The organism is Aeromonas sp. QDB39, from assembly GCF_027707585.1.
Classification (GTDB): Bacteria; Pseudomonadota; Gammaproteobacteria; order Enterobacterales; family Aeromonadaceae; genus Aeromonas; species Aeromonas hydrophila.
Genome location: NZ_JAPCIV010000008.1, coordinates 71,740 through 86,571, shown reverse-complemented (window position 1 = coordinate 86,571; position 14,832 = coordinate 71,740). Strand labels below are relative to the sequence as shown.

At 61.0% G+C, this 14,832-nt stretch carries 12 protein-coding genes and 1 tRNA gene; 6 read left to right on the top strand and 7 right to left on the bottom strand.

Annotation, left to right across the window (positions count from 1 at the left end; genetic code table 11):
• Window positions 1–54: 54 nt before the first annotated feature.
• The 3 genes from pstA to tadA all read right to left on the bottom strand — a co-directional run bounded on the left by pstA (window position 55) and on the right by tadA (window position 4,720).
• Window positions 55–1,704 (bottom strand): phosphate ABC transporter permease PstA, encoded by a 1,650-nt coding sequence (gene pstA / locus PG899_RS06485; protein ID WP_252410804.1) that lies wholly within the window; start codon window positions 1,702–1,704, stop codon window positions 55–57.
• Window positions 1,705–1,736: 32 nt separating this feature from the next.
• Window positions 1,737–3,974: an ABC transporter permease subunit gene (locus tag PG899_RS06480; protein WP_011706617.1), complete on the bottom strand. Its 2,238-nt coding sequence runs from the start codon at window positions 3,972–3,974 to the stop codon at window positions 1,737–1,739.
• A gap of 206 nt (window positions 3,975–4,180) precedes the next feature.
• Window positions 4,181–4,720 (bottom strand): tRNA adenosine(34) deaminase TadA, encoded by a 540-nt coding sequence (gene tadA / locus PG899_RS06475; protein WP_017409854.1) that lies wholly within the window; start codon window positions 4,718–4,720, stop codon window positions 4,181–4,183.
• Between the two features lie 273 nt (window positions 4,721–4,993).
• Here tadA and PG899_RS06470 point away from each other — a divergent pair.
• The 4 genes from PG899_RS06470 to aceA all read left to right on the top strand — a co-directional run bounded on the left by PG899_RS06470 (window position 4,994) and on the right by aceA (window position 9,216).
• Window positions 4,994–5,070 (top strand) — tRNA-Pro (locus tag PG899_RS06470).
• Window positions 5,071–5,356: 286 nt separating this feature from the next.
• A complete protein-coding gene (locus tag PG899_RS06465; protein WP_017409853.1) occupies window positions 5,357–5,503 on the top strand; it encodes a hypothetical protein in 147 nt (48 codons plus the stop codon).
• Window positions 5,504–6,219: 716 nt separating this feature from the next.
• Window positions 6,220–7,827, top strand: coding sequence for a malate synthase A (aceB, locus tag PG899_RS06460; protein WP_106552932.1), 1,608 nt, complete (start codon window positions 6,220–6,222; stop codon window positions 7,825–7,827).
• A gap of 75 nt (window positions 7,828–7,902) precedes the next feature.
• Entirely contained in the window at window positions 7,903–9,216 is a 1,314-nt protein-coding gene (gene aceA, locus PG899_RS06455) for an isocitrate lyase (RefSeq protein ID WP_011706620.1), read from the top strand.
• 112 nt (window positions 9,217–9,328) lie between these two features.
• Here the strand turns inward: aceA and hda are convergent, their stop codons facing one another.
• The 3 genes from hda to upp form a co-directional block, all read right to left on the bottom strand.
• Window positions 9,329–10,030: a DnaA inactivator Hda gene (gene hda / locus PG899_RS06450; RefSeq protein ID WP_016351307.1), complete on the bottom strand. Its 702-nt coding sequence runs from the start codon at window positions 10,028–10,030 to the stop codon at window positions 9,329–9,331.
• Window positions 10,031–10,245: 215 nt separating this feature from the next.
• Entirely contained in the window at window positions 10,246–11,274 is a 1,029-nt protein-coding gene (locus PG899_RS06445; protein WP_252410805.1) for a DUF2066 domain-containing protein, read from the bottom strand.
• Window positions 11,275–11,417: 143 nt separating this feature from the next.
• Window positions 11,418–12,044 carry a uracil phosphoribosyltransferase gene (upp, locus tag PG899_RS06440; protein WP_005302745.1) on the bottom strand — a complete coding sequence of 209 codons (627 nt, stop codon included), beginning with the start codon at window positions 12,042–12,044 and terminating at the stop codon, window positions 11,418–11,420.
• Window positions 12,045–12,219: 175 nt separating this feature from the next.
• Between upp and purM the strand changes: the two genes are divergently transcribed.
• Window positions 12,220–13,257 (top strand): phosphoribosylformylglycinamidine cyclo-ligase, encoded by a 1,038-nt coding sequence (gene purM, locus PG899_RS06435; protein WP_016351309.1) that lies wholly within the window; start codon window positions 12,220–12,222, stop codon window positions 13,255–13,257.
• A gap of 32 nt (window positions 13,258–13,289) precedes the next feature.
• The gene (gene purN / locus PG899_RS06430) at window positions 13,290–13,928 is read left to right on the top strand and encodes a phosphoribosylglycinamide formyltransferase (protein WP_252410806.1); all 639 of its coding nucleotides are present in this window, start codon (window positions 13,290–13,292) and stop codon (window positions 13,926–13,928) included.
• Between the two features lie 117 nt (window positions 13,929–14,045).
• Here purN and PG899_RS06425 read toward each other — a convergent pair whose 3' ends face one another.
• Window positions 14,046–14,807, bottom strand: a complete 762-nt coding sequence (locus tag PG899_RS06425) for a Nif3-like dinuclear metal center hexameric protein (RefSeq protein ID WP_289710404.1) — start codon at window positions 14,805–14,807, stop codon at window positions 14,046–14,048.
• Between the last annotated feature and the right edge of the window lie 25 nt (window positions 14,808–14,832).

The window sequence follows — 14,832 nt, the reverse complement described above, 5'->3', positions numbered from 1 at the left end:
ACGCTTGGCTGGCAGGGAACCCCGTTCCCTGCCCGTCTCTGTGGTGCTGGTCTATCAATGTTCCAGCGACCGGAATTTCTCGCGTAAGTGGTTGCGGATACCGATGGCCGTCAGGTTGAGGCCGACGATCACCGTCACCAGCAGGAAGGAGGTGGCGTACACCAGCGGGCGCGCCGCCTCGACGTTGGGGCTCTGGAAGCCGACGTCATAGATGTGGAAGCCCAGGTGCATGAACTTGCGCTCCACGTGCAGGTACGGGAAGTTGCCGTCCATCGGCAGGGTCGGCGCCAGTTTCACCACCCCCACCAGCATCAGCGGCGCCACTTCACCGGCCGCGCGGGCGATGGCCAGGATGAGACCGGTCATGATGGCCGGGCTCGCCATCGGCAGCACGATGCGCCACAGGGTCTCGGCCTGGGTGGCTCCCAGTGCCAGCGAGCCCTGGCGGATGGTGCTCGGGATCCGGGCCAGCCCCTCTTCGGTGGAGACGATCACCACCGGCAGGGTCAGGATGGCCAGAGTCAGCGCCGACCAGATGACGCCAGGGGAGCCAAAGGTCGGGCTCGGCAGCGCTTCGGGGTAGAACAGCTGGTCCAGCGAACCACCGAGGGTGTAGACGAAGAAGCCCAGACCGAACACGCCGTACACGATGGAGGGCACACCCGCCAGGTTGATCACCGCGATGCGGATGATCTTGGTCAGGCTGTTCTTGCCCGCGTATTCGTGCAGGTAGACCGCCGCCACCACGCCGAGCGGGGTCACGATGATCGCCATCAGGAACACCATGAACACGGTACCGAAGATGGCCGGGAACACCCCGCCCTCGGTGTTGGCCTCGCGCGGATCGTCGGAGACGAACTTGCCGATCTGGTGGAACCAGTAGCCCACCTTGGCCGGCAGACTCATGTCGTTGGGCCACACCACATCCAGCACCTTGGACATGGGCATGGTCACCAGTTCGCCACGCATGTCCTTGACCGTGATGCTGTCTCTGTCCGCCTGGGCACGCAGGGAGAAGAGCTCTTTTTCCAGCACCTGATAACGGTCGTTGAGGGCCTGACGCTCGCTCGCCAGCTCGGCTTTAAGCCGATCGGTCAGCTTGTCGTCCAGCTCGGCCTTGCGCTCTTTGAGGCGCAGCCGCTCCAGCTGATAGTTGATGCTGCCGATGTCCCCTTTTTGCAGATCGTCGGCCTGCTCGGAGAGACCGTTGGCCCGCGCCAGCACGCGCTGCAGGGCAGGATGCAGGTTCTCGGTCAGCGCCTTGCCATCCTCTTTCACCCCGACGATGTAGCCGTAGAAGTTGCCGTTGGTGGCACGCTCCACCATGGCCAGCTCGGTCGGCAGGCTCTGGGACTTGATGTCGGTCTCCAGCACCCAGCGAAAATCCAGGTCGACGAACTCGCGGTTGCCGGTCTTGACCAGATAGCGGGTCAGCAGCTCGCGCTCTTCCCCTGCCAGCGGCAGGCCGGCGGCCCGCAGCCGCTCTACCGGCACCAGCTCGCGGTCATTGATTTCGCCGATCAGCACGCTCTTGTTGCCCTGGGCGTCTTCCAGTTGCCACTCATAGATGGGATGGGGCCAGAAGTAGACCAGACCACGCCAGCCGATCAGCAGCAGCAGACCCAGTACCGCTACCAGACTCAGGCTGACGGCGCCGCCGGTCATCCAGATCCAGGGGGCCCCCGATTTAAACCACTTACCCATTGTCGATTCCTCGGTCCTTTCAGAGCAGCCCATCACAGAGAGCTGTATTTTTCACGCAACCGCTGACGGATGAACTCGGCCAGGGTATTGAACAAGAAGGTGAACACGAACAGCACGAAGGCAGCGAGGAACAGCACCCGATAGTGCGAGCTGCCCACTTCCGATTCCGGCATCTCCACCGCGATGTTGGCGGCCAGGGTACGCAGCCCCTGGAACATGGAGAAGTCCATGATGGGCGTGTTGCCGGTGGCCATCAGCACTATCATGGTCTCACCTACGGCGCGGCCAAGGCCCATCATCACCGCCGAGAAGATGCCCGGGCTCGCGGTGAGGATCACCACCCGGCTCAGGGTCTGCCACGGGGTCGCCCCCAGCGCCAGCGAGCCCTGGGTCAGGTGCTTGGGCACCGAGAAGACCGCGTCTTCGGCGATTGAGAAGATGGTCGGAATGACCGCGAAGCCCATGGCGATACCCACCACCAGCGAGTTGCGCTGGTCGAACTTGATGCCCATCTCGTGGGTCAGCCAGATGCGCGAATCACCGTGCATGAAGGCGTTCTCGATGAGCGGGCTCACCGCGAAGGCGCCCCAGCCAATCAGCAGCAGCACCGGGATCAGCAAGATGGCGTGCCACCCCTCCGGCAGCCAGGATTTGCCGCGCTCCGGCAGGTAGTTCCAGATCAAGGCGGTCAGCAGCATCCCCATCGGCAGCAGGATCAACAGCAGCACCACCCCGGGCAGCGCCCCCTCGATGATGGGCGCCAGCCACAGACCGGCCAGGAAGCCCAGGATAACGGTCGGCAGCGCCGCCATGATCTCCACCGTCGGCTTGACGTATTTGCGCAGCCCCGCCGACATGAAGTAGGCGGTGTAGATGGCGCCGGCGACGCCGAGCGGCACCGCAAACACCATGGCATAGAAGGAGGCCTTGAGGGTACCGAACACCAGCGGTACCAGGCTCAGCTTGGCTTCGAAGTCGTTGCTGGCGGAGGTGGATTGCCAAACGTACTGGGGCTCGGGATAGCCTTCGTACCACACCTGTTGCCAGAGGGCCGACCAGGTCACCTCGGGGTGCTCGTTCTCCACCGCAAACAGCTTGAAGGCATCGCCCTGTTGCATCAGCAGCACGTTGTGACGGGGGGAGATGGCCAAAGCCGACAGGGCGCCGCCCTCCACCTTCTCGCTCAGCAGCTTGGTCTCGCCGGTGGCGTGGAAGAAGCTGACGGTGCCCTCTTTGTCGGCACTGATGAAGCCCTTGCGAAAGTGCTCCGGGGTCAGCTGCGCCACGGCACCATCGCCCTTGAAGTCACGGATCTGGGTGAACTGGCGCTTGCCATCCCGGGCCACTTCGAACCACTGGGAGATGACGCCATTGTCGTTGCCCACCAGCAGGGAGGAGGCGCCGGAGAGCAGCTCGACCCGGGTCACGTTGGCGTTGGGGGCATTGATCTCCATGACATCGCGCAGGGAGATGTCATTGAGGTTGTGAATGTCGTAGACGGAGAGGCGGTTGCCTTCGCGCACGAACAGAATGCGCAGGTTGGGGGTCAGCAGCATCTGATCCACATGACGCGGCAGGGACGGGATGCTGTAGTTCTGGGCGCTCCACTCGATGTCACCGGAGAGGAAGTTCTCCTCGCCGCTCATCACCGCCATCACGCCACGACCATCGGCGGTCACGGCGGCGGTGGCCATCTTGTCCTTGGTGGCCTCAAACACCATGAGCGTCAGCGCCTTGCCCTGGGGGTCCACCACTACCGGCTCTTCGCCGAAGGGGGACTGCAGGCTGGGCTCGATGACCCGCACATCGTTGGGATAGGAGACCTTGAAATAGGGCTGCACCACCTGGGCCTTGCCATCGGCAAAACCATAGGCGATGAGTTTCTGGCCTGGCGCGGGCGGGGCGACGGCGGTGATGTCACCCTTCACCTGCGCCTGACCCAGCACCTGGCCCACCTTGACCTTGCCATCTCCCTGGACGGCGAAGAAGTTGACCTGGCCTTTGTCGCTGAAGCGATAGCCAATCTCGTTCTGCTCTTCCACCCCGAGCCAGGCGGTCTTGCCCGCCACGGGCAAGGTAAATGACGCGGTCGGCTCCATCGTGGCGCCATTGAAGATGGGTTTCACCACATAGAGCAGGTAGAAGAAAATGAGCAACAGGGCGACCAGCACCAGAGCACCACCCGTGGTGACCCCGTACTTGGCCAACTTATCCTTGATACGGCGCTTTCTGCTGCCCGCCATACCTAAGTTTATCGATTCCGATGACATGCAAAACCTCAATGTGAGCTAGGCTTGGCGGCATTATATGGCGGTTGCATGACAGTTTTGTTACATCAAGGCCCTCTGGGAAGAGGTTATTTTGAAGGGAAATTCAGACCAGGAACCGCTGGCAAACAGCATTGCCAACCATCTGTTTTACAAGGACATAAAGGAAAATATAACGCGCGAAGGCGGCCTCACCGACTTCGCCGTTCTCAGTCGGCGGGGCCGCCGCTTTGTTGCAGTGCCAATCTGGCGGCCTTTTTCTCGGCGCGCCGCCGCCGGAAGAAATCCGACAACTGGGCCGAGCAGGCATCGGCCAGCACACCGCCGGTCAGTTCAACCCCGTGGTTGTGACGCGGGTCCTGCAGAATCTCGAACACCGAGCCCGCCGCGCCGGTCTTGAGATCACGGGCGCCGTAGACCACCCGTTTGACCCGGCTGTGGATGAGGGCACCGGCACACATGCAGCAGGGCTCCAGAGTGACATAGAGGGTGGTATCGAGCAGACGGTAGTTTTGCAGCCGAACGCCGGCGGCCCGGATCGCCATCACTTCGGCATGGGCACAGGCATCGTGCTCGCTGATGGAGCGGTTCCACCCCTCCCCCACGATCTCGTCACCCAGCACCAGCACGGCCCCGACCGGGATCTCGCCGATCCCCTCCGCCCTCTCGGCCAACGCCATGGCATGGCGCATCCAGCGTTCATCCTGCTCGCGCTGGCTCACTGATTCTGTGACGTCTGATGGTTTCACACCCTGGTTCCTCTCTGTGACGGGTTGCCGGCGATGCACTTGCAGCTTGATTGCCTGCCGCTCATTAGCCGCAACCGGGTAGCGCAGCCAAACAACATGATGACGGGCTCCCCGGCAATACGGGGCGGCGATTATGCCAAATCTGCGCCACAGCCCCAAGTCGCATCTTGCCTGCACAATAAAGAAGCAGTCAGCATCTCTCTGATAAAAAAGGAGTTGCACCCATTTGCTCAGATCATTAGACTTCCCTCCGTCAGCTCAAACTGACCTCGTCGGTGTGTAGCGCAGCCAGGTAGCGCATCTGCATGGGGTGTAGAGGGTCGGAGGTTCGAATCCTCTCACACCGACCAATTTCCCCGAAAATAGCCCAGTCTCGCGACTGGGCTATTTTTTTGCCTGCTTTATATTTCCGCCACACCTGTTGTAGCGCATCAGCCAACCGTCTAAATGCTCTTCCTGGGTGAGCCTGTCGCAGAGTCACCACACAGTTGTGGTACAAATTTCATTCAGAACCGCTTGAAACCTTTCAAGAGTCCCGCTAGGATACGCAACTTTTCCGCCGGCAGTTCAAACAGGGAGGTGGGAGCGCGGGTGATGGAGTCACCGACCGGCTTGCAATCAATGAGGCAAGCACCCATGACCAAAGCAGTTGACACACAGCCCGAGTACGCCCCCCTGCCCCAACCGGCTACCGAGTCGGCAACCAATCAGTATGCCACCGAACACGGCCCGGTGGTGCGACTCGATGTCGTCGATCTGGCGGCCCCGGACGATGATTACTGAGCCGACGGCGCAGACATGCCGCTCTTGAACTACCGGGAGAAAATGGCAGTGGCACTGGAAATAGCGCCCCGTTTTACCTCCTTTGAGGGCCAGGATGGCCCGCTGATACAAATAACAATAAAATGCTAAATAACTAAACGACAGTAGTCATATCCACTGCTACATCCCCTCCCCGCCCCCAGGCACCTCATCAACCCAAGTGATACAAACCTACGTTATTGCGCCTCACTTTCTCCTCTTCTGCCGACCAGATCCCATTCGACCCCTTTTAGCCTGTATTGTTTTAAACAAACGTTCTTTCCTTAATTTCAGCAGGAGTTATATGCCTGCTGGGTTTACACCTTTCATTTCATACATGTGTTTTTTAGAAGCTTGGAGTTAGGTCGGGATTTGTTTTTGCATTTGTAATTTTACTACGTAATAACTTACATCCATGCATCCCTATTCCCCCTCACCATCCGCTACCGGCAGGGGATGAAAAACAAGAGCATAACCATCTGCATAGAGTTTTTACGCTAATCACATAAATTGTTTATAAACATCAACTTAACATCATGACCAAAACGTGCGTTTTAAAAAACCTGTTGACGAATAGAGCAATATTTCGCACCTTATGAATCGTGTTACCCCGTTGTTACGGGAAGTTTGAAAAAACAGGGATCGACTTTAGTCGTAGTTAATTAGTTCAAAATGTAATTCTCAAAGGAGTGAACCCTATGTCGGCACCGGCCCAGACCCACTGCAGCGCTCGTCTGCGCATCCAGGGCGAGACGCATCCCGATTACGCGCAAATTCTGACGCCGGATGCGGTGGCCCTGGTATCCGAACTGGTGGAACGCTTTGCTCCCCAACGGGACGAATTGTTGAAACAACGTGTGGCGCGTCAGGCCCGCATCGACGGCGGCGAGCTGCCCGATTTTCTGCCTGAAACCGCCCACATCCGCGCCGGAGACTGGACGGTGCGCGGCATTCCCGCCGACCTGCAAGACCGCCGTGTGGAGATCACCGGCCCGGTCGAGCGCAAGATGGTGATCAACGCCCTCAACGCCAACGTCAAGGTATTCATGGCGGACTTCGAGGATTCGCTGGCACCGGCCTGGAACAAGGTGATCGAGGGTCAGATCAACCTGCGCGATGCGGTCAACGGCACCGTCTCCTACACCAGCCCGGAAGGGAAGGCTTATACCCTGAGCGCCGATCCGGCCGTACTCATCTGCCGGGTGCGCGGTCTGCATCTGCCGGAAAAACATGTCACCTTCGATGGCGCTCCCATTCCCGGCGGCCTGTTCGACTTCGCCCTCTACTTCCTGCACAACTATCAGGCGCTGCTGGCCAAGGGCTCCGGCCCCTACTTCTACGTACCCAAGCTGCAGAGCCATCTGGAAGGGCGCTGGTGGAGCGAGGTATTCGCCTGGACCGAGGACAAATTCGGCCTGCCCCGTGGCACCATCAAGGCCACCGTGCTGATCGAAACCCTGCCGGCGGTGTTCGAGATGGATGAGCTGCTCTATCAGATGAAGGATCACATCGTCGCCCTCAACTGCGGCCGCTGGGATTACATCTTTAGCTACATCAAGACCTTGAAGAACCACCCTGATCGCGTCCTGCCGGACCGTCAGGTAGTGACCATGGACAAACCGTTCCTGTCCGCCTATTCGCGGCTGCTGATCAAGACCTGCCACAAGCGCGGCGCGCTGGCCATGGGCGGCATGGCAGCCTTTATCCCGGCGAAAGATCCTGCCGTGAATGAACAGGTATTTGCCAAGGTGAAGGCAGATAAAGAGCGTGAAGCCAACAACGGCCACGACGGTACCTGGGTGGCCCACCCCGGTCTCGCCGATACCGCCATGGCGGTGTTCAACGCTGCCATCCCGGCTGGCGCCAGCAACCAGATCGGCGTGCTGCGCGAGCAGGATGCCCCCATCACGGCCGCTGAACTGCTGGCCCCTTGCGAGGGTGAGCGCACTGAGGCAGGCATGCGCACCAACATCCGGGTGGCGCTGCAATACCTGGAAGCCTGGATCAACGGCAACGGCTGCGTACCCATCTACGGTCTGATGGAAGATGCCGCCACCGCCGAGATCTCCCGCACCTCCATCTGGCAGTGGATCCGCCACGGCAAGAGCCTGTCGAACGGCAAGGTGGTGACCAAGGATCTGTTCCGCCAGATGCTGGCCGAGGAGCAGGAGGTGGTCAAAGCCGAAGTGGGGGCCGAGCGCTGGCAGGCAGGCCGCTTCGCCGAGGCGAGCGAGCTGATGGAACAGATCACCTGCGCCGATACTCTGATCGATTTTCTGACGCTGCCCGGTTACGAGCGGCTCTGAACTACGGGCCTCCCCAGCGGGGCTCGCCAATAACAAGTCAATGGAAACGTGAAATCAATGAAAGAGGGAACTGATATGGCACTGACCCGTGAGCAACAGATCCAGGCTATCGAGAAAGACTGGGCGGAAAACCCCCGCTGGAAAGGGATCAAGCGCGGCTACAGCGCCGAAGACGTGGTAAACCTGCGTGGCAGCCTGCAACCGGTGCACACCCTGGCCCAACGCGGTGCCGACAAACTGTGGGAACTGATCCACGGCGGCGCCAAGAAAGGCTATGTAAACTGCCTCGGCGCGCTGACCGGCGGTCAGGCGGTGCAACAGGCCAAGGCGGGCATCGAGGCAATTTACCTCTCCGGCTGGCAGGTGGCGGCGGACAACAACCTCTCCTCCACCATGTACCCGGATCAGTCCCTCTACCCGGCCAACTCGGTGCCGTCGGTGGTGGAGCGCATCAACAACTCCTTCGCCCGTGCCGACCAGATCCAGTGGGCCAACAAGGTGGGCCCGCAGGACAAGGGCTTCATCGACTACTTCCTGCCCATAGTAGCGGATGCCGAAGCCGGCTTCGGCGGCGTGCTGAACGCCTTCGAATTGATGAAGGGGATGATTGAAGCGGGCGCCGCCGGCGTGCACTTCGAAGATCAGCTCGCTTCCGTCAAGAAGTGCGGCCACATGGGCGGCAAGGTGCTGGTACCGAGCCAGGAAGCGGTGCAGAAGCTCATCGCAGCCCGTCTGGCAGCCGACGTCTGCGGCACCACCACCCTGGTGATCGCCCGTACCGACGCCAACGCCGCCGACCTGCTGACCACGGACGCCGATCCGTACGATGCCGGCTTCCTGACCGGTGAGCGCACCTCAGAAGGCTTCTACAAGGTGCAGGCCGGTATCGAGCAAGCCATCTCCCGCGGTCTGGCCTATGCCCCTTACGCCGACATGGTGTGGTGCGAAACCGCCAAGCCGGATCTGGACGAGGCGCGCAAGTTTGCCGAAGCCATCAAGGCCCAGTACCCGGACAAGATCCTGGCCTACAACTGCTCGCCGAGCTTCAACTGGAAGAAGAACCTGGACGATGCCACCATCGCCCGCTTCCAGCAGGAGCTGTCCGACATGGGCTACAAGTACCAGTTCATCACCCTGGCGGGTATCCACAACATGTGGTTCCACATGTACGAGCTGGCCTACCAGTACGCCCGTGGCGAAGGGATGAAGCACTATGTCGAGATGGTGCAGCAGCCTGAATTCGCCGCTGCCGAGCGGGGTTACACCTTCGTGGCACACCAACAGGAAGTGGGGACCGGTTACTTCGACAAGGTAACCACCGTCATTCAGGGCGGCCAATCCTCGGTGACCGCGCTGACCGGTTCCACCGAAGAAGATCAGTTCCACTGATAGGCAGAACTCTTTGAGAAAGTCCTTGAGATAGCAAAACCCCGGCCACTGGCCGGGGTTTCTTTTTATTGATTGCCTCGGCGCCGCTCGCGCTCAAGCACACCCGAAGGGCTCAGAGCTCGAGGATCTCTTTGACAAAGGGGATGGTCAGCTTGCGCTTGGCACGGAAGGAGGCGTTGTCGAGCTGATTGAGAGTGGTGAGCAGGGTGCGCATGTCGCGCGAGAGACGGTTTAGCAGGAAGCGGCCCACGTCGATGGGCAGTTTGAAGCCCCGCAGCTCGGCACGCAGCTGCAGGGCACTGAGCTTGCCTTCATCGTCCAGCTCGTCGAGGTGGAAGCTCACTCCCCAGTCCAGCCGTGAGGCGAGATCCGGCAGTTGCAGCCCCAGTTTGCGCGGCGCACTGCAGCCGGTCACCACCAGGGTACCCTCACCCTTCTCCTGCCAGCGGTTGTAAAAATCGAACAGGGCCCGCTCCCACAGCGCATTGCCGGCGATCGCCTCCAGGCTGTCGAGGCAGACCAGCGGCAGGCTTTCGAGGGCGTCGAGCATGCTGGGGTCGAGCTGTTCGAACTGATCGAGGGAGAGATAAGCGGCTGCGGCGTCACGGGCATTGACCTCGGCGCAGGTGGCGTGCAGCAGGTGGGAGCGGCCCGATCCCTTAGCCCCCCAGAAATAGAGGAAAGGTGAGCCCTGACCAATGGCCGCATTTTTGAGGGCGGTGATCAGATGAGCATTGTTGCCGGGATAAAAACTGACGAAGGTTTCATCATCCGGTAGTTGTACGGCTAAAGACAGTTGGGCCGGTTGCTTCACTCGTTGGGCTTTGACTGTGACATTTGCGGGCAAGTGTATCATCGCGAAGGCGGATAGAGAACCGCCCGGACGATGCCGGGCGGTGTGGATCCTCATAAAGGATCCAGGCTGCGACCATTGCTAACGAAAGCGGCTACTCCTTGGCCTGCTTGAAAAACCGCACTCTGGGCCCACGCTGGTTGTGCTCGGCCAGCCAAGCAGGATCCTTGCCAGGATCAGGGCTGCGACCATTGATAGCTCAGCCCCTCGGGGGTATCCGCCAGCTGGCGCAACCGGCTCTCCAGCTGCAGCCCGCGGATGAGTTCGGCCTTGTCCCCTTGCAGGCTCAGGTTGAAGGTCACCTTGTCCCCCTCCAGTTTGCCAATCTCCACCTTGGTGACGCTGGCCATCCCCTGCAACATCTTCTGCACCGTGATCATGCCGTCGATGCCGGACAACCCCTCCACCACCAGTGTCTGGCTAGAGGCCACCCCCGAGATGCGCGCCCCGTAGTTCTGCACCAGCCAGCCTGCCAGGGCATCGGCGAACGTCTGCGCCACCTCGGCCTGGGTGCCGGCGCCCTCGCCCTTGGTCAGTTCGCTCAGCTCACCGCCCGCTTTGGGGCCGTAGAGTCCCCAGTCGATGCTCCACTTTCCTTCCTCCTTGCCATCGGGCGTCAACTTGCCCAGCACCACCATCTCGGCGCCATAACGCTGGCTCGCCTTGAGGATGGGGTCGGCGAAGCGGCCCCAGACGTCGGTGGCGTTGACCGCCATGTTGTCGTCCAAGTCCATCAGCGGAATACTGACCGGCAGCCCCATCGCCTGGGCCTGGGTACGCAGGGCGGCGGCCCAGCCATCGTTGGACTGATCCGGCAGAATGCGCCGCTCCCCTTCATTGATCACCAGCCAGATGGCCACTTGTGGCCGAGCCGGGCCCAGCAGGGCGAACTTGCTCTCGGCCACCAGGGCATTGACCTTGGCCACATCGAAATCGGCCTTGAGAAACTTCACCGGCCCCACGTCCTGATAACCGTAGTGCTGCACGAACTCGCCGGGGGCCGCCAGCGCCTTGACCACCGCCGGCTGGGTCAGAATGTCGCGCTTGCCGGTCACCTTGATCAGCACCTCGCCCAGGGCCTGGGACTGAGCCGCCGCCATGTCGCCGCTGGTGGGCGCCTTGCCCTGATAGAGATCGGTCACCTGGGCGGCCGACACCATGAATGACAAGCCGCAGCAGAGGGCGGTCACAACACGTTTGAGCATGAGAGGAGTCTCGAAATGGGAGATGGTGCTTATGGTAGCGGCAAGGCGCGCATGGCAGCAAGCCGGGGCGGGAGAAACAGCGGAGCCGGCGGGGTGCCGGCTCCGTTTGCGCGCCAGCTGGCGCGCGATGAGGCGATCGAGGCTTACTTGGTGCCGAAGATCTTGTCGCCGGCGTCGCCCAGACCCGGGACAATGTAGCCCTTCTCGTTCAGGCCCTGGTCGATGGAGGCGCAGAACAGCTCCACGTCCGGGTGAGCGGCTTCCAGCGCCTTGATGCCTTCCGGCGCGGCAACCAGCACCAGCACCTTGATGGACTGGCAGCCCTTCTTCTTGAGCAGGTCGATGGTGGCGATCATGGAGCCGCCGGTAGCCAGCATGGGGTCGATGACCAGCGCCAGACGCTCTTCGATGTTGCTGACGATCTTCTCGAAATAGGGAACCGGCTGCAGGGTCTCTTCGTCGCGGTAGATGCCGACCACGCTGACGCGGGCGCTCGGCATGTGCTCCAGCACGCCATCCATCATGCCAAGACCGGCACGCAGGATGGGCACGACGGTGACCTTCTTGCCCTTGATCTGGTCAACTTCCACTGGCCCATTCCAGCCATCGATGGTAACCTTCTCGGTTTCGAAGTCAGAGGTCGCTTCGTAGGTCAACAAACTGCCCACTTCCTTGGCCAGTTCACGGAAACGCTTGGTGCTGATATCGCCTTCACGCATCAGACCGATCTTGTGCTTGACCAGGGGGTGTTTGACTTCAACGACTTTCATTATTATCTCCTCTAACTGCCGCAAAAAAATCGCGGAATCATACAACAAAAGCCGCCGCTTGTAGAGCATTTCCGCGCAAAAACGCGCAAACGATTTCCTTTCTGGTTTTTCACCGCCACTGTTAGAATACGCCCCGAATTTTACCCTCCACTTCTTTATATGACGGGGAATACGCGTGACTGACAAAACCTCACTGAGCTACAAGGATGCTGGCGTGGATATCGATGCCGGCAATGCACTGGTTGAACGTATCAAGGGCGTGTCAAAGCGCACTCGTCGTCCTGAAGTCCTTGGTGGTCTTGGCGGCTTTGGGGCCTTGTGTCAAATCCCTGCGGGCTACAAGGAGCCGGTGCTGGTCTCCGGCACCGACGGGGTGGGCACCAAGCTGCGCCTCGCCATCGACCTGAAGAAGCACGACACCGTCGGCATCGATCTGGTGGCCATGTGCGTCAATGACCTGATCGTGCAGGGCGCCGAGCCCCTCTTCTTCCTCGACTACTATGCCACCGGCAAGCTGGACGTCGACACCGCCGCGGCCGTGGTCACCGGCATCGGTGCCGGCTGCGAGCAGTCCGGTTGCGCCCTGGTGGGCGGCGAAACCGCCGAGATGCCGGGCATGTATGAAGGGGAAGACTACGACATCGCCGGTTTCTGCGTCGGTGTGGTGGAGAAGAGCGAGATCATCGACGGCAGCAAGGTCGGCGAAGGGGATGCCCTGATCGCCCTGGCCGCCAGCGGCCCCCACTCCAACGGCTTCTCGCTGGTACGCAAGATCCTGGAAGTCTCCAAGGCCGACGTGCAGCAGCCGCTGGGTGACACCACCCTGGCCAACGCCCTGCTGGAGCCGACCCGCATCTACGTGAAACCCGTGCTCAAGCTCATCAAGGAGTGCGAGATCCACGCTCTGTCCCACATCACAGGTGGCGGCTTCTGGGAGAACATCCCACGCGTGCTGCCTGCCAACACCCAGGCGGTGATCGACGAGCAGAGCTGGCAGTGGCCGGCGGTGTTCAGCTGGCTGCAGCAGGCCGGCAACGTCACCCGCCACGAGATGTACCGTACCTTCAACTGCGGCGTCGGCATGATCATCGCCCTGCCGGCAGATCAGCTGGAAAAAGCGCTGACCCTGCTCAAGGCCGAAGGCGAGAACGCCTGGCATATCGGCCATATCGCCAAGGCGGCCGATGGTGAGGAGCAGGTCATCATTCAATGAATGACCGGATCAACAGCCAAATGACCTCCCCCATGAAACGCATATTGGTGCTGATCTCCGGCAACGGCAGCAACCTGCAGACCATCCTCGACGGCTGTGCCGGTGGCAAGATTGCCGGTCAGGTGGTCGGCGTCATCAGCAACAAGGCCGATGCATATGGTCTGGTGCGTGCCAAAGAGGCGGGGGTGGCCACCGCCATCCTCGCCCAGCAGCAGTTTGCCAGCCGGGAAGAGTATGACGCGGCCCTGTTGGCGCTGATGGCGGACTATCAGCCCGATCTGGTGGTACTGGCCGGGTTTATGCGGATCCTGAGTGCCGACCTGGTGCAACACTTTGCCGGGCGGATGATCAACATCCACCCCTCCCTGCTGCCGAAATATCAGGGGCTGCACACCCACCAGCGCGCCATCGAGGCCGGTGAGGACGAGCATGGCGCCAGCGTCCACTTCGTCACCGAAGAGCTCGACGGCGGCCCGGTGATCCTGCAGGCCCGCGTCCCCATCTTCGAAGGGGATGATGCCGACGAGGTGGCGGCCCGGGTACAGGTGCAGGAGCACAGCATCTACCCGCTGGTGGTGCAGTGGTTCTGTGAAGGGCGCTTGCAGATGCGAGCAGGGTCTGCCTTGCTCGATGGCAAGCAGCTTGGCCCGGCAGGCTATGCCAGCGAGTAACCGCTAACCGCAGTAATAAAATGCAACAAGGGAGGCCCAGGCCTCCCTTGTCATTTCTATCTACCAGCGCACTTGCTGTCATCACGTCCGATTACGCCGCTATGCGGCTAATCGAACCTACACCGGATTGTCGATATCGATAAAGGTGACCTCCAGCCCGTGTACCGTCGCCAGCCACTCCCCCAGCGCCTTGACGCCGTAACGCTCGGTGGCGTGGTGACCGGCGGCGTAGAAGTGCATGCCCATCTCGCGGGCGGTGTGGATGGTCTGCTCGGAGGCTTCGCCGGAGATGAAGGCATCGATGCCCTGCTCCGCCGCCAGATTGATGTAGCTCTGGCCGCCGCCGGTGCACCAGGCCACGGAGCGAATAAGCTCGGGGCCGCTGTCACCGCAATGGAGCGGCTCACGGCCGAGCCGCTCGGCAATCAGCTTGGCAAAATCGCTGCCGCTCATGGGCTCTTCCAGCTTGCCCACCATGGCGACGCTCTTGCTGTTCCAGGGCTCGAGGCCGCGGCGCACCTTGATGTCGAGCAGCTTGGCGAGCTGGGCGTTGTTGCCCACCTCGGGGTGCACGTCCAGCGGCAGGTGGTAGGCAAACAGGTTGATGTCGTGGGTCAAGAGGGTCTTGATGCGGCGCTGTTTCATGCCGGTGATCTGGGCCGGTTCACCGCTCCAGAAGTAGCCGTGATGAACCAGGATGGCGTCAGCATCGGCGGCCACGGCCGCATCGATCAGGGCCTGGCTGGCGGTGACACCGGTCACCACCTTGCGAATGCGCTCACGCCCCTCCACCTGCAGGCCATTGGGGCAGTAATCCTTGATGGCATGCGGTTCGAGCAGATGGTTGAGTACGGTTTCGAGTTTTCGATGAGAGATCATAGGGGTCCCTTATAAAGGCGCCGAC

Coding starts and splice junctions, on each gene's coding strand:
- purN (WP_252410806.1), top strand. CDS start 13,290: ATGAAACGCATATTGGTGCTGATCTCCGGCAACGGCAGCAACCTGCAG.
- aceB (WP_106552932.1), top strand. CDS start 6,220: ATGTCGGCACCGGCCCAGACCCACTGCAGCGCTCGTCTGCGCATCCAG.
- PG899_RS06480 (WP_011706617.1), bottom strand. CDS start 3,974: ATGTCATCGGAATCGATAAACTTAGGTATGGCGGGCAGCAGAAAGCGC.
- PG899_RS06445 (WP_252410805.1), bottom strand. CDS start 11,274: ATGCTCAAACGTGTTGTGACCGCCCTCTGCTGCGGCTTGTCATTCATG.
- PG899_RS06465 (WP_017409853.1), top strand. CDS start 5,357: ATGACCAAAGCAGTTGACACACAGCCCGAGTACGCCCCCCTGCCCCAA.
- pstA (WP_252410804.1), bottom strand. CDS start 1,704: ATGGGTAAGTGGTTTAAATCGGGGGCCCCCTGGATCTGGATGACCGGC.
- PG899_RS06425 (WP_289710404.1), bottom strand. CDS start 14,807: ATGATCTCTCATCGAAAACTCGAAACCGTACTCAACCATCTGCTCGAA.
- upp (WP_005302745.1), bottom strand. CDS start 12,044: ATGAAAGTCGTTGAAGTCAAACACCCCCTGGTCAAGCACAAGATCGGT.
- aceA (WP_011706620.1), top strand. CDS start 7,903: ATGGCACTGACCCGTGAGCAACAGATCCAGGCTATCGAGAAAGACTGG.